Source organism: Psychrobacter proteolyticus (assembly GCF_039762275.1).
GTDB lineage: Bacteria > Pseudomonadota > Gammaproteobacteria > Pseudomonadales > Moraxellaceae > Psychrobacter > Psychrobacter proteolyticus_C.
Genome location: NZ_JBDLOB010000007.1, coordinates 90,711 through 115,388 on the forward strand (window position 1 = coordinate 90,711; position 24,678 = coordinate 115,388).

A 24,678-nucleotide genomic window follows, 5' to 3' on the forward strand; every position below is an offset into this window, starting at 1 on the left:
CATTCATACATTAAGATTTAAAATTGATATTGCAAGCCTAGTTGTACTGAGCTGTCTTTATCGTCACGTGCAAAGGTGGTATCGCCATTCAGATACGCGTAGACATTGTTGTGAACCTTGTTGCTCACACTCAGCTCGAAACGTCCATAGTCATCATCTTTATCTGTTTGGGTAATACTAACGTTTCTCGTTTGTCCATCAGCTAAAGACGTTATCGATAAACTATCTGTTAAACCATCGTCGATCACATGTACATAAGCGATTTTACCTTGAAGTTTGGCAGGTGTACCCATCAAATTAAAGCCATACTGTAACTGATAACCAAGCTCTGAATCCCATGCCTCGCTAGAGGTGCTATCAACCTTTAACGCAGTGCGAGAGTTTGCATTGCCGCTAGTATAGCCATCTATATCTGTATCACTGTAATTCAGACCCAAAAAGGCGCCATGCGCGACGTTTTTCTTGATAAGAAAATTATAGCCAAGCTCATTGTATGCGCTAAACACATCGGCATCCGCATCACCACGTTCGCTATTGTTGATAATATTGATGCCGTCATTACCATCCAGTTTTACAGTTCTATTAACGTCCAAGTCATGTTTAAATAAGCTCAGAGATGTGGTGTTCCACCAAGCCGTGTCTTTTCCGCCCAGTAACGAATAGGCTTGAATACCATAGCTTGTATCTTTTTTAATACCGCTTTCTACGCTTTTATTGTTTTGATTGGCAGCTTGTACACCTGCGCCAACACGCCAGCTCGGCTGTACCATATATTCGCCATATAGACCAATATTGGCGCGAATGCCTTCTTGTGCGTCCTCAGTATCCACGTAGCTTTGGGAGCCATCTACCCAAACCTGAGTACGCGACTCGGTATCAAAAGGCTGCGCATCATCGAGAGTATGTAATGTCAAAGCATTGGCGCGCTCAAGCACCGCTGAGTGCGAGTCAGTAGCATTGTCCTGCAAAGCTAAGCCCATCGTATTTTGAAGATTGAGCGCACTTTTGGTTGATACGATGATATCAGCATTGGTTTGCTCCACAATCAATCTGCTAATGATACGTGAGTAGTCGCGCATTCTTTGCGCTATGCGCTCTTCACCAAAGGCCGCAGTAAGTACTTCCTCATTGTCTAATGCAGGGTTATGCCACGTATAGCCACCTGGAATATCTGGGTTTTCAGTTTGTGTGTAACCATCATAATCAGGCCCAAGGCCCCAGTTAGTAGCCTCAAACCCTACGACCTGCATGATACTATCAAAAGACTCCTGATCGCTACAGCAGCCAACGCCATAAGGCTCGTATGGCTCTGTCTCACCTGGTGCAATAATGGCTGGATTAACTTCTAGTGTAATACCAAGCGCTTTAGCAATGCGCAGCGCGTTTTCACGCAAGCTTACATTGGCTGTTACTTCATTGCCATCATTGTCATAAGCGTTTCGCCCTGCATTGGCGTACATTTTATCGCCTGTAATCAGACTGTCTAGGTTAATCATGCCTAGTGCTGTTGATTTTTCTGCGTCCGTGAGCTGATTAACAAATGCTTTTGAGCCATTGAGACCGCCCTCCTCTGCACCAAATGCCACAAACTGAATGTCATGCTCTGTCTCAATGCCAGTCAAGTTTCTGGTCAACTCAGTTAAGACGCCGGATCCAGAAGCATTATCGTCCAGTGCCTCTAGATTTGCATAGTTTGGATAGGCGACGGCAGAATCATAATGTGCGCCGACAAATAACGTTCTGTTGGTGTCAGCACTGCCCTTTTGGGTCACGACAACGTTATTACTCGTTAACGTTTGACCTCTAAATAAACCACGAGGCGCTACAAAATCAAAAGTTTGACGATTGACTTGGTTGTTACTGCCATCGATGGTCATGCGCTGCTGCATATAATCAGCAGCTTGAACTTCTTTATCGGAACCTGTATAACGACCAGCATAGTCACGGGCAAGCGTCAGCGCCGTTTCTGTCCCATAATCACCGTACTTGGCCTCTGCAAATACTTGCGAGCCTGTAAGCAGTGTCAGCGCCGCAACCACTGAAATCTTAAGCGGTGATAAGTTAGTATCCAAACTGCTTCTCCTTGGTTAAAGAACGGTAAACGATACTGAAAAATAACCTAAAATAATGCGGTTTACAAGATAAAAGACATATGTTTGCTTATTTGATTTTTAAGTATAGCGATGGATTATTTAAACGCTATGTACATGTCTATAATCAATACTTACAAATCGCTGTTCGATATTCATTGCCACCTTCATACTGCTGATTTACTGGGTTGTTCGGGAAGGCTTTGTTAAGGCTTAGCTTTGGTTAGGTCAATGGCATCCAACTGAACTTCAACCACACGAAGTGCCATCGTCTTCCAGTCTAGCTCCAGTCCATCGGCGAACACCACATGGTGACTGATACTTACGTACCCATGTACAATTGCCCAGATATCTAACGCTATTTGCCGACGTTCCGTCACGCTAGCCTCTTCTGATAAATAAGAACCCGCCACCCGAACCAACTTTGAAAATGCGCTATCTCTGGCTGCAATGGCCTCGATTGAGGGCTGATATCCTGCGTCAGATTCCCCAAAAATCAGCCGATAATGCGCTTCATATTTCTCGCCTACATTGAGATACCCTAGACACGCCTCTAGCACTTGCTCTTTGTTTGCTCTACCCTCTGGAATGACATCCATGGCTTCACGGACGAGATTAAACCCTTCTACGTACAGCGCATCTAGTATACCTTGCTTACCTTGGAAGTGACTGTATATACCGATGGTGGACAGTCCTGCCCGCTTGGATATAGCGCGTACACTCAAGGCGTCCCCACCCCCTTCTAAGAAAAGCTCAGACGCGGCGTTTAGTATTTTGGTTCTGGCATCCATTAGATTCTCACTATGTCTTGACAATTATAACAGTGTTATTCTAGTATATAACACTGTTATGCACAAACAATTATGAATTGATTGTGTTGATAGAAACTCAACTTAAGAGTAAGGACGCTATGAGTATTCAACAGCTAGAAACGGATTATTTAATCATTGGTAGTGGCGCGGTGGGCATGGCTTTTGCCGATGTGCTGCTCACAGAAACTGATGCTAATATTATTATCGTCGATAAACATCATAAGCCAGGTGGTCATTGGAACGATGCCTATTCATTTGTCACCTTACATCAGCCGTCGTCTTTTTATGGCGTTAGCTCACGTGAGCTTTGCGGTGGTATGGTTGATAAAATTGGTTTAAATAAAGGCTTGTCCGAGCTGGCGTCAGGCGCAGAAGTCATGGCGTACTTTGATAAAGTCATGAAGCACACGTTTTTACCAAGTGGCCGCGTAAAGTACTTCCCGATGTGTGAGTACAAAGGCGACGGCAAGTTTTCATCGTTGCTGTCTGATACCAGCTATGAGGTTAAGGTCAATAAGAAAATCATTGATGGTACTTATTTTAAAACTTCAGTACCAGCGACCCATACCCCAAACTTTGAGATTGCTGAGGGAGTTAAGTTTGGCCCGTTAAATGACTTGCCGAGTTTAACCAAACCCCGTGATGGTTACGTTATCATTGGTGGCGGAAAAACAGGTATAGATGCGGTTTTATGGCTATTAGAGAATCAAATTGACCCAGACAATATTACGTGGATTATGCCAAGAGATGCTTGGCTGATCGATCGTAAAAACACCCAACCCTCTCGTGATTTTTTCACCCATACTATTGGAGCACAGGCTACTCAAGCAGAAGCGATTGCTGAAGCTAAAAACATCGAAGACCTTTTTGACCGTTTAGAAAAAGGCGGGGTATTAATGCGTATTGATCCAAATGTACGCCCGCAAATGTTCCATGGCGCTACCATTAGCAGTGAAGAGCTTAATCAGTTACGCCGTGTTAAAAACATTGTGCGTAAAGGGCGCGTGACTCGCTTAGATACTGACAAGATTTATTTTGATGGGGATAGCATCTCTACCACTCCCAACACCATGCATATCGACTGCTCTGCACGGGCAGTACCAGTGACAGAGACGTACGATGTATTCAAAGGTGATACTGTGGTGGTGCAAACCGTACGTACCTATCAGCCTGTGTTCAGTGCGGCATTTATCGCCCACATTGAAGCCAATTATGATGATGAAACCATCAAAAATGAGTTATGCCAAGTGGTGCCAATCCCAAATCATGATACGGACTTTTTGGTTGGGCTTGTTAAACAAATGCAGAATCAAATGCGTTGGTCAAAAGAGCCTGCGCTACGTGAATGGATGATTAACAATCGCTTAGATGGCTTTACCAAATTGGTACGAGCCAGCGAAGACACCCCGCCTGAAGAGCTTGCCATCCTTAAGCGTTTAAAAGAAGCAGGACCAAAAGCCGCTGCAAATATGCCCAAGCTCATGGGTGAAATTATGCAAATTACGGCAGCACGTCAAGCCAAAACTGCTAATGCTTAATCCGACAACTATAAAATAAAAGAGGAAATAACCATGCAAGAATTTCAGACCAATAAAGCAAACCTAACCCAAGCTCGCCTGCAAGAGACGCCTATCCATACCCTAGGTGATGGCGAAGTACGTGTCAAAGTTGACCGCTTTGCTTTTACTGCGAATAATATTACTTATGCAGTCATGGGTGACCAATTACGCTATTGGCAGTTTTTTCCGCCAAATGGTGACGAGCCTGAGAAATGGGGTATTATTCCAGTCTGGGGTTTTGGTGATGTTGTAGAGTCCAATAGTGATGCGCTACCTGTCGGTGAGCGCTTATTTGGTTACTTCCCGCCCGCCAATGAATTAATCATAACACCCAAGCGAGTCACCCAAACCAGCTTACTAGATGGTAGTGCCCATCGTGCCGAACTGCCGCATGGCTATAATTTATACCAGCGCGTCAGTCATGAACGAGACTATGACCGCGCCAACGACGATCAGCGGATGCTATTGTTTGTCTTGCATCTGACCTCATTTTGCTTATATGACCTATTGAAGAGTAATGATTGGTTTGGTGCAGAGCAAGTGGTGATTATCAGTGCCTCTAGTAAAACCAGTATTGGCCTAGCCTATGGCCTCACTGATGATAAAGATGCACCGCACGTTATCGGTCTCACCTCAAACCGTCATATAGATTTTGTTCAGTCAATTGACGCTTATAACAGTGTGCTTAGCTATGACACGCTTGAGCAAATTGATGCCACTAAGCCTACGGTCATTGTCGATATGTCGGCCAATACTGACGTGCTCAGTCGTATACATAGACACTTAGGCGATAACATGCGCTATACCAGTAATGTCGGTATCACGCATTGGGACGAACCGCGCCATGTAGACGGTATCATTCAAGAACGTAGCCAGCAGTTTTTTGCGCCCAGTCATGTACAGCAACGTATGAAAGAATGGGGCCCTGAAGAATTTAATAAACGCTCTATGCACTACATCATGAATAGCACTACAAAAACTAGTGCGTGGTTAAAGATTCAAGAGCTTGATGGAGTCAATGGCTTACTAGAGGTTTATAAAGATATCTGCGAAGGTAAGATAGCTGCTGATGAAGGTTTGGTAGTCGTCATGGGTGACAATGAAAAAGACTAGACTATAAAACTGGCTATAAAATTTATCGACTATTTGTCATTAGCAAAATGAAAATTAAAAAGCAGAGAGCCTAATTAACAAGCTCTCTGCTTTTTTTTGTGCGTTATCTACTGACTACAGACATGCGCCCTACTCACAGTTTTTAAGTTTAAAAGTTTTTAAACTTAAAAATTATGGTTTACATTGCGGTTTAATGCACCCACCCTTCGTCTTTTAGATAGTCATGCAACCCTTCAGCGAACTGTCTGTAGCCCGCAGCATTGGCATGAATTTTATCAGACTTTAGAGCCTCGTCTGACAGTACAGTTGACCAGCCATCAGAATACAGAGGTATGCCTTCAGCTTCCGCAATATCTTCATACAGTGGATTATCACTTGCCTTACCAAACAAAGCACTAGTACTGAGATGCGGCTCAGCGATTAGGACAACATCAATATTTTTGGATTGTAAGGTGTCTAGAGTTGCGATGATATTAGCCCGTGTCGTATCAGGCGCAATGCGCTGCAATACATCATTACCACCCACACCCAGTAAAACCAAATCTGGGTTTTGCTCAGTGATCTCATTCACTCGAGTAAGCACATCTGCAGAAGTGTCACCATTGACCCCTGCATTAACGACGTTCCATTTGCTTAGCTCTGCTAGCACCGTAGGATACGCTGTTTCATCATTTGCGCCATAACCATAGGTCAATGAGTCGCCAAGTGCGACCACTGTGCTACCAGCGGGCAAGGCCGTCTGTGTCGGTTCGCTACCACAGCCAGTCACACTGATAGTCGCTGACAACCCTATACCTGCCAGCATTAAGAACCTACCACGTAGCTTCATCTCTTCTTTCCTCCTGTTTTTATTGAGTTAAACTTATTGGAATTAGGTTCAAGTTTTTAAAAATCTATTATTTAACTCTTGTTGTATATTGCTCATTAACCGTTGTATAGTCAATACAGGAGATAGACTACCTGTTGGGCGCAGTACAAGTGCTACTCTACTTAGCATAGACAGTGTATTCATCATAAAGTATAACTTTACCAAGGATACGTGAGGTATTTATGAATAAAACAGCATCTCAAAGTCAGTCTAAAGATGGAAACCCAGACAAAGAAAAATCTGCAAATCAAAGCCAGAGTCAGAGTCAATCCATCAAAGTGCCCAATGACAATACTAAAAGTCCCGCGTCAACACCAACCGAAGATACCTTAAGAAAAGACACTTCAGAAAAACCTGAGCAAAAAGCACAAAGTTTCGATGAATTGCAGATAAGTAAGGGTAAGTATCGCCCAGTGGCACAAGCTGTTGGTCATTGGCTTGATAACATCAACATGGATGCCCTCAATTATCTAAACGAACAAGCAGAAAATATTTTTTACCGTAAAGGCGTCACCTTTACTGTCTATAGCGATGCCAAAAACATCGAGCGTATGATTCCGTTTGATATCATTCCACGCATTATTGCCGCGAGCGAATGGAAACAAATAGAAGCAGGTTGTAAACAGCGTATCACTGCTCTCAATGCATTCTTACATGATATCTACCATGACCAAGCCATCATGAAGGCAGATATTGTACCTGCCAGCTACGTCTATGCCAGTGGCTGCTATGAGCCGTGGATGATGGGCATTGAGCTCGACAAACCTATCTATTCGCATATTAGCGGTATTGATTTGATTCGAGACGAGACAGGTAAGTTTTGTGTGTTAGAGGATAACCTGCGCACCCCCTCAGGCGTCTCATATATGCTTGAGAGCCGCAACATATCAGAGACCCTCTTAGCTGATATCTTTGCTGACACCCCTATTATGGGCATCAGTGATTATCCCAACCGTCTCAAAGCCTGTCTTGCCAGCTCAACATCCAAATATGATCCACAAGTCGTCATTTTAACGCCAGGCCGTTTTAATAGTGCCTATTATGAGCATGCCTTTTTAGCGCATGAGATGAATGTGCCACTCGTTCATGGTTATGATTTGGTCGTTGAGGACAGCAAAGTCTATATGCAAGGCATTCGCGGCAAGGTACAAGTCGATGTGATCTACCGCCGCATTGATGACCCTTATATCGATCCTTTAGCATTCCGCTCAGATTCTATCTTGGGTGTATCGGGGCTCATGAGTGCATATCGTGCTGGCAACGTGGTGATTGTTAACGCCCCAGGTACGGGCGTGGCCGATGATAAGAGTTTATATCCTTTTGTACCAGATATGATTAAATTCTATTTAAATGAAGAGCCTATCCTACCTAATATCGAGACATACCAGTGCCGTAAGCCTGACGATCTCAAATATGTACTCGACAATCTAGACAAGCTGGTGGTAAAAGAAACGCAGGGCTCAGGCGGCTACGGGATGCTTATTGGTCCAACATCAACCAAAAAAGAAATCGAAGAATATCGCCTGCGTCTGCTTGAAAACCCAGCCGGGTTTATTGCTCAACCGACTATCTCACTATCTACCAACCCTACTGCTGTAAGCGACGGTATCGCACCGCGTCATATTGACTTGCGTCCCTTTATCCTCAGTCATGGTGATGGCACAGTAGATATTGTACCCGGTGGTCTGACACGAGTGGCCATGGTTGAAGGCTCTTTGGTCGTCAATTCATCACAAGGCGGCGGTATCAAAGACACTTGGATTATTGATGACAGTGATTTAGACAGCCAGCAAACCGACAAGTGCTCGCCTTTATCATCAGTGGGTGTCAATGCTTCAGGGCACGCGAATTACTATGATCGCGTCCAGCCTTTAGAAACAGGTTACGAGAGTTTAGATGATGCGCCCATGATACTGCTATTATCTACCGCCAGTCACTTGATATGGCTAGGCCGATATAGTGAGCGCCTGTATTACTACGACGATGTTATGAAACAACTTATCAAAGGCGATCTCAAAAAATCACAGATCAGACATCTAATTAGTCACTTAGGGTTTGCCGTTGATGGTGAAGTGTCACTGACCACCATGAAAGCACAAATGATGGCTGATTTGGAACAAAACATCATACCCAATATCGTGCAATCGATTGAGGATAATGTCCAAGAGGCCAAAGGTGTCATTGGTAAAGATACTGCTGAGTTATATAACTTGATCAAGCGTTTATCGAGTGCTGGCACGTATCGAGCAGCGACTTTGCAGCTACACGCGTGTAACGCTGCGATGAAACAAGAAAATCCGACAGTGACTTGTTTTTGGCAATTAGGGCGTCACTTTGAGCAGCTTGAGCGCGCCGTCTTGTTGGGAGAGGATTCAACAGAGATCAGTTTTGAATTCAGACACTGGATTAATGAATTGCCGGAGAATACGCGCTGGCGTGAACTTATCCGTTTGACCAACCAGATGATCAGGTCAAAGAAATTTAGTGATTTTGCGCTGATTAGCAAAGAGTTCAATCTCATATTGCGTCAAGGTGTATAGAAGGTGTCTAGCCAAAAACCAATAACAATGGCTCATGAGACATATGGAATAAACAGAAAATAGAAAGATGCTATAAGGAAAATGCCATGAAACTTCAAATCAGTCACCAAACCAACTATTATTACGATGAGCTGGCGCAGCGCAGTGTACAGTATATACGCATGACCCCCATGCAAATGCCGCATCAGACCATCCATAAATGGGATGTGATGCTCCCTAAAGTGGCGACCAATCAAAAGGACGGCTTTGGTAATGCATGGCTCACGCTCAGTCGTAACGAAGCACATAACAACTTACAAATGCAGGCGTCGGGTATTGTTGAGATCAATACCGAAACCGAACGACTAGAAGATATGGATCATGTCCCCTACCTGCTATTTACCGTACAAACCCCATTGACCAAATGCTCACAAGAGATGCGAGAATTTGCAGCGCCATATCTAAAAACCCCTACTCATGACAGCTTAAAAGCAATGGCGAATGCCCTTATTATGAAAATGCCTTTTGTTAAAGACGTCACGCATGTGGGTACGACCGCTGCTGAGGCGTTTGCGACAAGTGCCGGTGTGTGCCAAGACCATACGCATGTATTTTTAGGTATCTTGCGCGATCAACAGATTCCAGCGCGTTATGTGTCCGGTTATCTGTATGACGATACCGAAAATCACATGGCCAGTCACGCATGGGCTGAGGTTTGGCTGGATGGTTACTGGTATACTTTTGATATCTCAAATCAAGCATTTACCCCAAGCTCACATGTGTATGTGGCTATTGGGCGAGATTATCTAGATACGGCGCCTGTCCGCGGCGTGCGTATGGGCGGCGGTTACGAAAATCTTTACAGTTTGGTATTAGTCAAAAAGCTATCATAGCGTTTGCTATTTTCTATTACTTTTTTCATCAAGGGTATCTTATGACCTATTGTGCTGCCATTCGTCTAAAAGACGGTATGGTCTTTGCCAGTGACACACGCACTAATGCCGGTGTTGATCACATATCAACATTCAGAAAGTTGTATCAATACGGCGTTGAGGGCGAGCGCTTTATGGTATTACAGACAGCTGGTAGCTTAGCGACATCGCAAGCAGTGTTCAATAAACTACAAAGCGACATTGACCAGCGTGCTGAGAGTAACCTCAATACGGTAGCGACGTTGTTTGATGCTGCGCAAATGGTTGGTGAATGTATGCGTGAAAAGATGAACCATGCAAAAGCAGTCGCTAACTCTAGTCGCGATGGCGCCTTTACCAGCTCATTTATGCTTGGTGGTCAAATCAAAGGACAGCCACCTGAGCTATACCTAATCTATCCTGAAGGCAATTGCATCAAAGCCACTGAAGATACGCCCTTCTTTCAGTTAGGCGAAAGCAAATATGGAAAACCTATTTTGGATCGTTCTGTCAGCTATAACACGGATGTAAGGCACGCGGCACGTGCGTTGATGCTGTCATTTGATTCTACGATTCACTCAAATCTATCAGTCGGTATGCCGATAGATTTTGTACTTTATGACAATGACAGCCTAGCTCTGCCCAACGGCCGACGTATTGATGAGCGTGATGAGTACTTTAATACCATCCGTCATCAATGGTCAGATGCGTTACGTCGCACTTTGGTTGAATTGCCTAAATGTCCTGATGGTTATTGGGGATAAATAGTTCCGTATAAAATCATACTTTCTGTACTAAAAAGCCCTTTGTAATAGACAAAGGGCTTTTTTATTATCAACTAATAATCAGGCAATAAAAAACCGGATTAGCGCTGAATAAACAGCCCTACTCCGGTTTTGCTTTAAAGACCTTGAATATCATCATAATGATGTCACACTCAATTGTTGTGTAATCTACCTCATGACCTGGTACATGGAAGACTCACTGGACTGCACCTAGATAAAGGCCCTAGTGCATTAGCTCAATCACGATTGCGTGATTGCGCCAGCGAGCTAATGACACTAGGGCCTTTATCTAGGTATTAGCAGGACTGAAACAGTCTTCCTTGGGTAAAATGTAATGGCTTGACTCGTGGACGACGCAACGTCGCCCCTCACCGTAAACGGTGAAACGCTAAATCTCACAACTCGTTAAGTTTGCCTCATAACAGTTATTATTGTCAATATATAATTGCAAATAAAATTATGCGCGACGCTATATGTCGCAGCCCATATATTTCCTTACAAAAGTCCTTGATATTTTCTGTGAAACGCGCTTTTATGGTGCTACAAAATTACGCGCACTGACAAAATAAAAATTAAGGCAAATTTCTATGAGTCTGTCATTTTCACAAATTCAGCAAGCTTGGCAAGCCCAAGATCCAAGTTTGGTCGACAAATTATGTACATTGGCAACTCAAGCTGATGCGATTCCCGAGACGCCCATCCCTGAGCATGAGCTTACTTTTGATCGGTTTTTAGATAAGATATTTAGTCATCAATTTCGGGAGCAACATCCCGAAGTACAGTTTGCAGAGCGCGTGGCAATGATTGCCAAATTGGAAGCAGACGAAGGCGTTTACCCTCTCCCAGATCGCTACAAAATCCACATAATACTGACCGCACTATGGGAAGATGGCAGCGCGTATTCTAGAACTATTCTAAAACAAGCCATTACGACTTTGCCAATCAGCTATGGTGTGTGGAAGGGTTTAAAGCGTATTTATAAGCAAGCTGAATTTTCTCAAGATTATGAGATATTTGGACAAATAGCTGCCAAGATTGATTTGCAGCGTTTCAATCAAACCGCCAACTCTGCGGTCAGCCTAGCTACAAAAACCTATATGAGCCTTAGAGCATGGCGTTATTTGCGTCAACTGGGACAGCAAATGCCAATTGGCTATATTGATGCTGCCGTCTCTGTACTCGCCAGCTATGACGCAGCCATGACGGCAGGCAGCCTTGAACAAACAAACAGCTGGGTACTTAATCATATCTGCTTCCATAACAGCCTTGATTATGGCGTCAATCGATTTAGCCGCCGCTCACCTCGCAAGCTTTTTGATGCTAAAGGTCGCGCGTTCTCTGAGGCGTGGCAACGAGACCCAGAACCACTTATCCAGCTATTGGCTATCGCCAAAAACGAGGCTGTCAGACAGTTCGCAACCGATAGCCTAAAACACGACTTTAAGACCCAATTACGTGATGTGAGTGGTGAGACGCTACAATATTTATCTGCCGGACAAGCGCACAGCAAAGCGCGTGATGAGATGATAGTTTGGCTATTGGAAAACTCACCGCATTTTGAAAAGTCTAAATTTCAAACATTGGGCTTGCATCAAGTGGTACTGCAGCTACTCCATTCACACTATCCTGCCGCCTATCAATATGCGATTGGCTATGCCAAAAGCTACGCTCAAGACTTATCGCTCACTGAACTGATGCTACTGGCAATGTCAGATTATGAGCCTGTTAGAGCATTTGCCATCAATAGTATCCTGAGTCGTGATCCTGTTGCTTATATCGGTGTCAACGGTTGGGGTCAGCTATTAGACACAGAGCATCACTATCAAACCGCGAGCAAACAACTTAGCAAACACTTTACAAGGCGCGATTTGACCCCTGAGTGGTTTTTTGAACGATTGACCAGCGGTAGAACACACAGCGTAAAGTTTGCGATAAAAAAACTGCCTGAGCTTTATAGTGCCAAAGAGCTAGGGACTGAATACTTTATTCGCGTTGCCCAGCAGTTAGATATACCAGAGCAACAGGAATTCGCTGCTAATAACGACAGCTACTGCATGGACTTTGCGTTGGACCAGCTCAGACGGTTGGATTTGAGCCAAGTAAATGCGGCAGTATGGCAAACACTGCTATTACATCCACTATCACAATCGACTATTACCGATTGGTTTGATGAAGATATACTGTCAGCCGCGACGCTTGATATGAGCTATTGGCATGCACTTGCCTATGAGCCTGACTGGCAAGTGAGTGAATATATTGAACAGTTAAAATCTGCTGATACTCCTACTAAAAACTGGCAAAAGTACTTGGCCTTTGATGAATATTTAGCAGAAACCGTGCGAAATTGGCTGTCTGATGTGCGTCGGTTTGCGCCGATAGATTTAGGTTTCGACTGGCTTATGAATCTTGCGCATAGCGATCAGGCACTCTATCGCGAATTTGCTATTGAGCGCATTAACAAAGGGTTCTTGCCTGCCGACTTTATCGCATATCTCGACAGCAATGAAGGCGACTCTACTGACAATGCTTCCAGTAACAGCACTGACAATCAAGACTCGAGTAGCGACGCTGCTACTGAAGTAGATTTAACCGGCCAACGCTATTTATTCACGGGCAAGATGCAAAGCATGACTCGTGGCGAGGCCGAAAAAGTTGTGAAAGCAGCTAATGGTGCCATCAGTGGTGCTGTTAATGGCAAGTTGGATTATCTAGTCATCGGTGATGATGGTTCACCGTTATATGGCAATGGCCGTAAAGGTAGCAAGCAAGTGAAAGCCGAAAGCTTAATCGCCGATGGTGCGCCGCTAAAGATTATTTCCGAAACTGCATTTTTACAGATGCTGAGTGGTCAATCGAGAGAGGTGTCTGAAGACGATACTTTTGCAGGCACCAACGCACTGTGGAATATGGCAACAGATGACGCTACTGCACCTATTAGCGAGCTTGCGATCAGCTACCTCAGTCATCATCATGAGCAGATTTGCATGGCACTGACAGACAGACCTGTCGATCCCGATGCGATCATTCCTTCTTCATTCTTTGATGCAGAGCGTGTCATTCCTTTACTGCAACACCGTAACAGCCAGCTGCGAGAATTTGGCTTATTACTGAGTGAGTATGAAATGGCGACGTGGCAACCAACGCCAGCCCTATGGCTGATGATGGCAGAATCTCCCTATACTGAGGTCACGCAACTGCTGAAGCGTGCGCTATTGGATAGTCCATCCGTTACCAATCGACGTTACCACGTTCAGTCAGCACAATTGAATGCTGGCATGTTGAATGCTTTGATTGAAAGCAAAGCGCGAGTCGCTCGCCAAATCGGCATCACCTTGCTGCAGCGTCACGCCAAGTTCCAAGATGTGCAATCTCTATATCGATTGACCCAAAGCACAGACCGCGAAGTACGCTATGCCGCCGTGACCATGCTATGGAAACACTATAAGGCGCGTCACGTGTCGCCAAACTGGCAACCAACCAGTAGCGATAGTAAAGATAAAGATGCTGCACCAGATAAAGACAACAGCGCTCAACCAGTCATAACAGAACAGTCAGATAGACGTTTGGCAAGCTTGCCTGCAGAAGTCGACCAATTATTGATGCTGCTACGTCGTGGTCTTTTTGAGCTACCACCTGGTCGTCTAGGCGGTTCGCAAGAGCCCAATGCTAGTGACAGCAATAAGCATAAGCAACAACGTTACTCAGATAAGCGCTCAGCATCACCACAGTCATCAGAGCACGCTGAGTCAGATAGCAATATCACGCTAAAACCCATATCTGCGAGTCGTGCCAAACTGGCGTTGATTGAGACCTTTCGTGATGTAGCATTAGCTGACAGTACCTTTGCGGCGCTCATTATGTCTACATTATTCACCTTTACGCACTCGGCAGGCAAGATGGAGCGTCATGCGTGTTTGGTTGCCGTCACACGGTTATTGCATCGCTATCCTGAGCTATCTAAAAATCTGCAGCCAGTGGCATCTGCTTAACGGCTTTGGCAAACAGATATAGATAAAAGATACTTAAAAAATATGACGTCACCTCAACTGAGATAACACCATGAAAACAATAACACTCCCCTATTGGGGTCAAATTATTGGCTTAGTCAGTAAGGCCAACAGTACTCAAGCGGCAACTCAAAAGACAACCAAGCAAGATGGGCGCAGTCTTTTTATTACTCGCCAGCAGCAAGCAGCTGCCACGGTCTTATACGTCCTCGATCAACAAGGTGAGCAATTTAGCTTATCGACAACTGCGCTGCCTTGTGCGATGCAAGCCATCACCAAAATAGATGACAGCACTATTGTGATGATTGGTGATGATGGTCATCTTTACCAAACGGATTGGCAAGCAAAGAAAGTTAAGAAAACCAGTGCTAAATCCTTGTTCGATGCACCTAAAAATAACAACAATGCTATAGGCCGTGCCGTAGCAATGGCACCACTACAAGATGCACTGGCTATTCTATATCCAAAACATATCGTAGTATGGCCTTATCAGGACAGTCAAGCCAGCAGTACTGTCATCATTGAGCCTTACTCATCTTCTATAGCAGCATCAAGTAAGGAGTCTGCATTAACAGCGCTAGCAACGTCAAGTGATGGCTCGTGGCTCGTGGTGGCAGATAAAACGGGAGATGTTAGTAGCTATCAATGGGCATCAGATGAAGCAAAGCTCAATCTAAGTAGTCGCAAACAGCTCCACCAAGGTAAAGTAAACGCGCTTTGTTTTGAGCCAGTCGGTCAGTACTTCTTCTCAGCAGGCGCAGATAAGTGTTTATACCGTACACATGTCCAAGGCGATCTGCATCCTGTTGATAGAGCCAAGTCCAGCCAACACAGTGAAATGATCACGGCGCTTTGTGTCTCAGACACACGGTTGTTCACTGCCGCCGATGACAAGAGCGTCAAATCATGGGCATTCGATAAAGGTCAACCAAATAGCTGTAAAGAGGATCTAACCAAGGCTCGACAGATCGTCTTATCTTCTTACGCTGAGCAACCAACGCTCATCGTCGTCAGTGCCGATCAGAGCCTACGTTTAATACCTATTGACCATACTCAAAGTACGTCACAAAATAGTACGGCACAAAACAGTAAGCTATTGCCGGTCACTTATATCATTAAAGATGGCTATCAGAGAATCGGCCAGTTACTGACAGATACCTCAAACAATAATGATGTGTCGTTTAAAGAAGGCTTGGCGCTGCTACAGGCGCAAGCAGATAACCAAACGTTAGAGCTGGTTAAAAAATTACTTGCTGATAGCGACACGCTCACGGCCAATCAAGCATTGCAATTGGTACAATGGGTTGCGACTACTAATCTTGATAAAACTGCACACGTTTTAGAGCAGCAATTAAGCTCGGCGCACAGTGCAAAAGTACGTCTTGCTGCTTTTCATGTCTTGGCCGACCGCGCAGACACGGCGAAGCGCCCGCTGCATTATCTAGAAGAAGCCTTTAAAAACCGTTACTACGAAGAAGTGGTGGCTTCTGCGTTACAAGGTTACCTAAAGGTCGCGATGAAGGATGCCACCAGCCAGCGCAGAATTTTACCTATTTTAAGAGATGCGTTGTCACACAGTTTTGCGAATATTCGCAAGCAAGCATTGGCCTCACTTGAGACGCTCTTGCCTGACAACAGCCCGCAAGCAGACTTAATGGCATTAGACTGCAATCAGTCAGACATTGTCCAATCAGGGCTTATTCGTCTGTATCAGCGCGGTATGCTAAACCATCTTGAAGTCTCACGTCAGCTGATGCTGCTACAGAATCATCGTAATACAGAGATTAGGCAAACGGCGTTTTACGTCTCATTGCTGTCTCAACCCAAGTTGATAGAGGCGTTAAAACAGCAAGGCGACACGCAAACATTACGTACCCTGTCTGATTTTGATGACTTTCGCTTACTACGCGGCACGCTACTAGATAACGCTAGTAGCACAGCGGTTAATGATAATAATGTTAAACAATCCGATGAGGCGATCCGTTTAACCTTATCTACGCAAGATTTTATCTCGCAAGCAGATAGTACCCAAGCATCTAAGTCTAAAAGTAAGGCTAAACCAGCAAAATCCAAGAATCCCACTGCTGAATCCATAAAACTAAGCAATGACACGTTAGAGCCCTTATTACAAAGCTTAAGCAATAGTTACGAAGATATCAGTTTCCGAGCGGCTTATGCGCTGGCTTGCCTACAAGACAAACGTGCGTTTGGCACCCTGATTAGTCTGATGAGCCATGATGACAGTGCTATCATCCGTGCTGGTGTCGCCACCGCGCTTGGTCATTTAAATATAGAAGACGCCAAAGCAGTCCTACCGACATTACTAGATGATAAGGACGCTGGCGTGCGCCAAGTGGCTATGCAAGCCTATGGCAAATTGGCAGACAATGCATTGTCTTGGGCAGCGACGGGTTTTGCTTCTAAACATCAAGACATTCACGAGCAGTCTTTAGCACTGTTTTTAAAGCATGTTGCAGCAGATAGCTCAAATAGTGGTGTTAGCAGTGATAAAAGCGCTCATATGTCGTCAGAGATGACAGACATATTGCTACAGGCATTGAACAACCCTTTTACCAGTATTCGATTAGAAGTGGTTAAAGTTCTATTAAACCGCCAATTTAAGCAGTCATCTGACACTATTTCTAAAAACGTTTCTGACGACGTTTCTGATAGCGCTATCGTTGACATCATTGAGCTATTGCAGCAGAGCCTCTTTGAAGATGTGCATCAAGTGGCGATAGAAGAATGGCAACGACTGCTGCTAGCGATGAACTCGAAGCATAAAACAAATAAAGCCAATAACACTGAAGAAACGAATCACCAAAAGATCAATCAAGCTGTCCTGACCCTGTTCTTTGCGGATACGTTTGCCGCTATCCGCAAACAAGCCTTTGATATTGCACTTAAGCAAAGTAAACATTTAGGGTTTGCTGAGATAATGCTAAACGCGCTTGCCAGCCCTTATGCGGACACTAAGCAACTGGCCCTTACGACAGTGCAAGCCAGAGCCAATACGACTCAGCTGACACAACTGATGCCAGCTCTCGTGGCCTTGTTCGCTGATGACAGTATTGAGCTACGTAAACAAGCTTTGACGGTCGCTTTGGCGCTGACAGACTTACAGTCTACTATTTTAGCGGATCACAGTAGCCTAGATGATAGTAGCGCCGATGATCAACCGAATCATCACGAAGCATTAATTACCGCAGCCTTAAACAGCCCTTATCCTGATATTCAGCTAACAGTCGCTAAACTACTGGCCAGTCAATCACGCCTATATGCTGACGAAGAACAGGCACAGCGGAGTGATGAGCAAGCGTATCAAGTCTTTAAACACTATCTAGAGTTGCCTATGCTCTCTCAAGGCAAGAAAAGTGACAGCTATACCCAGTGGCACAATCATGTAAGCCAAGCACTGTCTGGCTTGTCTAAACTGGCATATCCATCAAAGCATGATGCACTAGGTTGGTATGCTAAATATCTACACCACCCTGACGCCGATTTTAAATCACTTGCGCCAAAGATTACGCAGATAGTCTCGCTTGAGGACATTGATCTACTGGTGAAATGGCAAAAAGATGAGCGCGCCATTATCAGTCAATCAGCCAGTTTGTGTTTGGCTATTTTGGGTGATGCTCGCGGGCAGTACTTCCTTACTCATGACATAAGAGACGAAACAGACAACCTTAGTACGCTTGTCGCACCGATGACGCCTACGCATTGGCTACAAGCGCAGCACGGTTTAGGTATTACACATGCACGGCAATTACAGCCTTTGTTTGAGTCAGAGTCCTATGCCGTAGCAGCCAGACTGTTATTGATATTTAATGATTTAAAAGATGACTGGAAAAATAGCCTGCAAGCTCCTGAAACGACCGCTACTAGCACTGTCAGGCCCAATCGACTGATAGAAGCATTAAGCTTTGCTGATAATGACACGGCAGTAGTCTACGCCAACATACTCGCTCGTTACCCGAATGACGTACAACAACGCAATAACCAGCAAGCACTATCATCAACGTGGCAGTACCTAAGTGATTACTTGTCACGTCAATTAGGCGGTATTTTATCCGCTCACTCTGAAGTCATTACAATGATGATGGATGCCATGCCAAACACGGCAGATAAAGGTGGTATTAAAGGACAGTCGCATAATACGGTCTCTATCCGAGCAAGTATTCTGACAACCGTCAGTACCGAAAACTTACAACAGCTCGCCAACCTCAGTCGCCATCATCAGCCATTGGTACGCGCGCAAACCATTAATGTCATTTGTAACTTATCTGAATTACTCGCTCATGACTACTATGACGATGAAGACGATGTTTTTGAGACATTACAAAAATGGCAACGCAGTTTGCAGGCATTGTTAAGTGCTCACCCTGTATCAGCCTCTATTCAGGATGTTTCAAACGACGATGCGCAAACAGTCGATAGCTCTCCTACTGAACAACAAGACAATTTTGAAGTGCATTATCCATACCAGTCTCTTGCCTTTAGTGCTTGGATTGGCGTCATACGCGCAGGCGATGATTATTATGCGAATAGCAGCACCACAGACCAGGCAATTCGAGGGCTAATGTGGCTTGCTACTCAATCATCGCAGCTTAACACCAATAACAACACTAATAACAATGAGGACTGGCGAGACAGTACCAGTCGTGTGTTGTTGCCACTACTCAACCACAGTAGTTTTGACACTCGTGAGTTGGCTTGGGCATGCTTGTATAAGCTGAACATACCTGCCAAAAAGCTGGCTGACTATGCCATGAGCACGCCCTACCGTGATATGGTCAAACGCGGCTTGGATTTATTGTTAGATACCGTAAAGAACGATGCCGTACAGCAGCAAAGTAAACCATTGGATACAGCGACTGTCAGTAGTAGCGCTGATCAACAACTCATTGATTTGTTAAAAACCAATAATCACACCTTAGCAGAAGAGACCTATCAGCTGTTAAAAGGCCGACTAGGCCATCTGCCTGCTAGCTTACTTGGGCTACAGACTTATTGTCAGTCGTTACTGCCTCAGATCGTTGCTGAATGGAAACAAGTCATTGTCACGCCCCTTGCAAACAGTCAATCGCCGTCATTGCAGCGTCAAGACAAACTGACGTTTTTGCTGCATGCTGTGAAGAGTGATGATTGGAATGCAAAATATCAAGCACTGAGTCAACTGGTTGAGTTTTATGACGTACTCTTTGCAGACAACACACTATTTGATAGCTTGTTTGATTTTGCTGAAGATGCTCAGGCTAGTAATGAGAAATATCGTAGCTGGCAGTTGCTTGTCGATGCACTCACGTCGTACCAATTCATCAATAAGAACACTTTAGAGGGTCGCTTTGAAAGTGGTTTAGAGAGCAGCTTTGATATTGCTACTGCTGAACAGGTCGCCAATGAAGCGCACTTACGATTATTAGCCTTACTTGACGATCCACATATCAACAAACCTAAGCAGTTTATTTATAGTGATATCGCTGACCTGCGTAATACGCATCTGGTCGCACCATTACTACAGCGTTTAGAGAATCTGTTTGACCACACGCCACAAAAGCATAAAGAAGAGCATAAATACTTATTTGATACCTTAGTAAAAATCAGCGGATACGATCAGCACATCGATGACTACCTAGATGAGCATGAAGACACCCGCTGGTTACAACGTCAGCACCCTAGAGACTCGCAAGTCTTGCTATCACTGTTTACTATGCTTATGAGTCATAGTGATTATGCACTTGCCGCGCTGCTATTGCCGTCACTTGCATGGGTGCAATCGGATGACAGTGATTTATCCTCGCGCATTGATAGCGCTTTAGCGCTCGCCTACGAGCAGATGCCAGCTAAATATACTTTTAAATTGGTCGAGACACTGGCATATCGAGCCAAAAGACGACACGGCAGCATTGCTTCATTACAAAATGCCCTGCGTAATAAAGACGCTGATGTGCAGTTTGCCGCGGCTGAAGGACTCGCTAAGTGTGGTCATGCTGATGGGGTCAATATCTTGATGGCCACTATCGATTATAACCCTGATGCTGAGTTCCGTAGCTGCAGTGTGTTAGCCATTGGCGAGCTACTAGGCAGCAGTGACCATCAAAACCGAAATCAAAATGCTGACTCGCCTAATGCTAGCTCGCCTGTGGACAACGCTGATAAAAACTTACAGGTTCATACCTTATACAAAGCCTATGATAAGTTAATCAAACTGGCCGAGGACGACGAGCACTACTTACAAGACGTGGCTAGTGAAGCTTTAGGTCGTCTTGCACAAGGTGGTGACTTTGAGCATAGTCCGCATATTTTTGAGCTATTAAAATCGCACTTGTCAGACCCCGCAGTCCATTTCACCAATCCCGCCATTGTTCATTGGTTAAATGGACTGCGCTGGCTCAACACAACGCCTGCTTGGGAACAAATCCGTAGCTATATTCGCACTCATATCGATAAAGCCATATTCTTCCGTCCGCAAAGGCATGCGGTATGGCTACTGCAGATGAATGATAACGATGCCAATAAAGCATTAATTTTAGATATCTTAAAGCAAAACAACCTAGATCGTGCTGTGCTCATGGTGGCTTATACTGCGGCACAGAAAACCTGGGGCAGTCTCGCATCGCAGATTTATCCTTATGATTGGGCAGCCATCCAAAGCCATAATGATGACTTTGTAGAAGAGACGGAGCGTTTAAGCCTAAAGCGTATCATTGATAATAGCAGCATCGATGAGCTGGCAGCATTTATCACCCAACATGGCGCGCACTTACCATCCGACATCTTGATGGCACTGCAAAATGCCATTATGGCCAAGCAAGACATGCCAACATCGCAGCTTACCGCGTTGATTACCAGTAGTAACACACTGACACAGCATATTGGACTGTGCTATCTGACCCAATACCCGACCAACTATCTTGATAAAGAGATGGTTACGACGTTGCAGCAGCGTTTTGACACTGCAAGCGAGCAATGGCACACGCTTATCGATACCATCAACCGCAGTCCGACGACCATCAATAATAGTCAGTGGATTAGCATGGTTGAGCAAGTACGCACCACCATCTCGCAACTGGTGTGGTTAATCATGCGTCATGTTTCTATCACAACTGCTAAAGGTGCTGTCGATAAAGTAGCAGCCAAGCAGATCGCGGCAATGCTTGAGTGGCTCAATGATTCTCGTCAACCATTGACCATCACCTCTATTCCACTGCTCTCTACGACTGTTAGCGGTTGGTGGCAGCAAGCGCTGTTAGGACTACTGGCCAGATCAGTCGCTGACGATAAGGTGTTATCAAGCATCGTGCCAACATTGAGCACTGTATCAGCTACAGCTCAACCGCAGCTCGCTTATGATAATCAAACCTTGCTAGGAACTGTGATTGCTCGTATTGAACAAAGCGCTACATCTACCCAAAAATCCATAATAACTGTAGTAAGAAATGCGTTGAAAAACAATGCGCTCAAACATAAGGGCTCGTCTACCGAGATACCAATCAATCAACAGCTGCTACAGTGGATCAGAGCAAAAGACGCTAATGCACTCTATCATTGTGCAAATAATGACAACATGGAGCTGACGGTTCGTATCCGTGCTATCGAAGCGCTTGGGCAGCTACATGATCCAAATATTGAACAGTGGCTGACGACGCTTATGGCACATGAAAACTCAGACATTCAGAAGCTTGCTTATAAAGTACTACGCCGCTGGCAACGTGCCATGATACGAGCACAGCAAAAGCGTCCGTTGGTATATAGTCAGGACAGCAGTCAAAAAAGCAATCAGGGTGAAGGAGACAGTCAATGACTATAGACAATCAATTAGACCAAGCATCAGAAATAGAGTCAGAAGTAGTAGCCAACACTGATGGCCTGATGATGCAGTTGGACTACGCCGCCCCTAGCCAAATCAGTCAAGTTAACAAATCGTCAGACTCATTATCTGATGTGCAAACGACCGAACACACTCAGCATGTGGCTCTATTTGCTCAGCTGAATCGATCGGATGTTAACTTCCACAGTAAGGTCAAGTCTCCCCTTGTCTTTCGTGACAGTTTGCTAGCACTATTTGATGTAGTCAGTAGTGATTATCGCTATGTGCCAAAAGACCGCTCAGCGTACACGGTATTTATGCAGATGCGCCGTGCCAGCAGCAATAAAAACCTATTTACTGCGCAGCGTGATTATTTCACGTGGTTGTTCGACAATGACCCACTGGCCTTTTGTATTTTGGATCCGATTATTCAGGTGCATGAGCAAGGTGTCAGCTTTGAGGTATTTAGCCGTGATGAAGGCTGCTATGCTCAATTAACCTTGACCAATGAGATTTTTGAGCAAAGCACCGAAGCTACACTTGGTACTACGAGTATTGATTACAGTGCGGCGTTGTTTAACGGTATTGAAAAAATACGAGACCATCAACAAACTATGTTAGACATTGGTCATGAAGCGGTCGGCTTACAGTTACTCGAGACCATGCCAGAGACGGCTGAAGCAGATACTGATAGTTCATTAACGACGCCCACCATAAAAAAACAGATCATAGAAAAGCGCATCAATGTGCCCAAAAGCTGGATCAGAGCACTGCTACAAGTACAGTCTGCAGGTCAATTGCCACAAGACACCATCCATCTTGATCCAATCGCATTGTACAACGTGCTATTTGAGCTGCGTATGCATGCTGACATTAAAGGTAAACGCCGCGGATTGTTGATTGAGCTTAGACCCCAGCAGCTGCCGGTGATTATATTAGAACCTTTTGATATTACTGTCACCAGCCAAGTTAGCCAACAGCAAAAGCCTTATCAAGGTCAACAAGCAAAGCTCATTCGCTTATGGGGTCGCCGTCGTCTCAGCCTATTAAAACGTCTGTTGCCGCATACTGACAGCGTTTCGGTATCGCTATTAGGTCAAGGCATGCCAAGCTATTGGACACTAAAAAGCAAAGGCTTTCATTTCACCTTTGCTATGACAGGCTTTAGCCAAGCCAATTGGTCACAGTCATTAAACTTTGACTTGTTACTGCCCAAGCGCCCACTGCATAATACATTAGCTGCTATTGAAGGGTTATCAGGCAGTAATAGTAACGACGACGATAATGGCTTGTCCGTATTGATTAAAACACTGGCAAATACTCCTAGTACAATAGAAGATTTGGTAAAGTCGCTATCAGCAGATGCTTCATTAACGTCTGTGCCTGTTTCTCGCCAACAAATCCAGCAATGGTTACTGTCAGGTACTCAGCAAGGCTTAATTCGCTATGAGATGGCGAGGCAGCTGTATCACTACAGACCTTTGGCGCAGACACCGCTTGATATGGCGCAGTTTGCTTACCACAATGAAGCAGAAAAACATGCCTTTGATTTGATTGGCCGTACGGATGCCGTGCAGAAATTCTCTGTTGAGACTGTTGCCGTCAAAGGTATTACCATTCGTGCAGATATTCATGTCGAAGAAGACAGACGTACTTATCACAGCCAGCTACAATTAGGCGATGAAGGGCTAGTCACCAAGGCGGAATGCAGCTGTCCGCAGTACTTGCAGCACCGGCTCACACAAGGCGTGTGCGCGCATCTTATCGCGCTACGACTTAGATATAACCAATACGACCCGAATAATACGGGTAATGACAGCTGGCATGACACTCGTGTCTTGAGTAAACGTGTACCGAGTAAGCGCTTTAATCAACTCAAGAATAAACAAGAAAGCATACAAGTAAAAACAGCCAATAGCTCGTTGATGACATTACCTGTTGCACCAACGCTTGATTTGACAGCCTTAGCACAACCAGCCGCCCAGTCACATGCAACTGCAAGCGATAAGACACAAGAGACCGCTATTGCTTATGTTTACATCACCATTGCCCATAAGAAGATCACCATTGAACAAACAATAGGTGACAAGGATACGCGCCAGCAGCTGGTGTTCAATCAGCCTGCCCAAGCCAAAGCCGCATTTTTACAACATATTGCCAGATTTGAAGCCAAAGGCTTTATCGAAAACCAAGGGATGTAATGT

The 24,678-nt window shown here is 44.8% G+C and carries 11 protein-coding genes; 8 read left to right on the plus strand and 3 right to left on the minus strand.

The features are described from left to right. Nucleotides 1-17: 17 nt before the first annotated feature. Together ABFV72_RS11035 and ABFV72_RS11040 are read right to left on the minus strand one after the other, a co-directional pair. Nucleotides 18-2,072, minus strand: a complete 2,055-nt coding sequence (locus tag ABFV72_RS11035) for an autotransporter domain-containing protein (protein WP_347163703.1) — start codon at nucleotides 2,070-2,072, stop codon at nucleotides 18-20. Between the two features lie 224 nt (nucleotides 2,073-2,296). Then, on the minus strand, nucleotides 2,297-2,881 hold the full coding sequence (locus ABFV72_RS11040) for a TetR/AcrR family transcriptional regulator (RefSeq protein WP_347163705.1): 585 nt from the start codon (nucleotides 2,879-2,881) through the stop codon (nucleotides 2,297-2,299). A 119-nt stretch (nucleotides 2,882-3,000) separates the two neighbouring features. On the opposite strand from ABFV72_RS11040, the gene ABFV72_RS11045 reads away from it, so the two are divergent. Both ABFV72_RS11045 and ABFV72_RS11050 read left to right on the plus strand, forming a co-directional pair. Further along, entirely contained in the window at nucleotides 3,001-4,440 is a 1,440-nt protein-coding gene (locus tag ABFV72_RS11045; protein ID WP_347163706.1) for an NAD(P)-binding protein, read from the plus strand. 33 nt (nucleotides 4,441-4,473) lie between these two features. Continuing rightward, the gene (locus tag ABFV72_RS11050) at nucleotides 4,474-5,574 is read left to right on the plus strand and encodes a DUF2855 family protein (protein ID WP_347163707.1); all 1,101 of its coding nucleotides are present in this window, start codon (nucleotides 4,474-4,476) and stop codon (nucleotides 5,572-5,574) included. Nucleotides 5,575-5,764: 190 nt separating this feature from the next. Here the strand turns inward: ABFV72_RS11050 and ABFV72_RS11055 are convergent, their stop codons facing one another. Beyond that, entirely contained in the window at nucleotides 5,765-6,403 is a 639-nt protein-coding gene (locus tag ABFV72_RS11055) for a GDSL-type esterase/lipase family protein (RefSeq protein ID WP_347163709.1), read from the minus strand. A gap of 221 nt (nucleotides 6,404-6,624) precedes the next feature. Between ABFV72_RS11055 and ABFV72_RS13120 the strand changes: the two genes are divergently transcribed. From ABFV72_RS13120 to ABFV72_RS11085, 6 genes are all read left to right on the plus strand, one after another. Further along, on the plus strand, nucleotides 6,625-8,982 hold the full coding sequence (locus tag ABFV72_RS13120) for a circularly permuted type 2 ATP-grasp protein (protein ID WP_431192102.1): 2,358 nt from the start codon (nucleotides 6,625-6,627) through the stop codon (nucleotides 8,980-8,982). Between the two features lie 86 nt (nucleotides 8,983-9,068). Further along, the gene (locus ABFV72_RS11065; RefSeq protein WP_201568944.1) at nucleotides 9,069-9,854 is read left to right on the plus strand and encodes a transglutaminase family protein; all 786 of its coding nucleotides are present in this window, start codon (nucleotides 9,069-9,071) and stop codon (nucleotides 9,852-9,854) included. 41 nt (nucleotides 9,855-9,895) lie between these two features. Continuing rightward, the gene (locus ABFV72_RS11070) at nucleotides 9,896-10,636 is read left to right on the plus strand and encodes a peptidase (RefSeq protein WP_057760236.1); all 741 of its coding nucleotides are present in this window, start codon (nucleotides 9,896-9,898) and stop codon (nucleotides 10,634-10,636) included. Between the two features lie 608 nt (nucleotides 10,637-11,244). Beyond that, the gene (locus ABFV72_RS11075) at nucleotides 11,245-14,646 is read left to right on the plus strand and encodes a hypothetical protein (protein WP_347163711.1); all 3,402 of its coding nucleotides are present in this window, start codon (nucleotides 11,245-11,247) and stop codon (nucleotides 14,644-14,646) included. A gap of 70 nt (nucleotides 14,647-14,716) precedes the next feature. After that, entirely contained in the window at nucleotides 14,717-22,468 is a 7,752-nt protein-coding gene (locus ABFV72_RS11080; RefSeq protein WP_347163713.1) for a HEAT repeat domain-containing protein, read from the plus strand. Beyond that, nucleotides 22,465-24,675, plus strand: coding sequence for a hypothetical protein (locus tag ABFV72_RS11085; RefSeq protein ID WP_347163715.1), 2,211 nt, complete (start codon nucleotides 22,465-22,467; stop codon nucleotides 24,673-24,675). The genes ABFV72_RS11080 and ABFV72_RS11085 overlap by 4 nt, the downstream gene beginning before the upstream one ends. The last annotated feature ends 3 nt before the right edge of the window (nucleotides 24,676-24,678 follow it).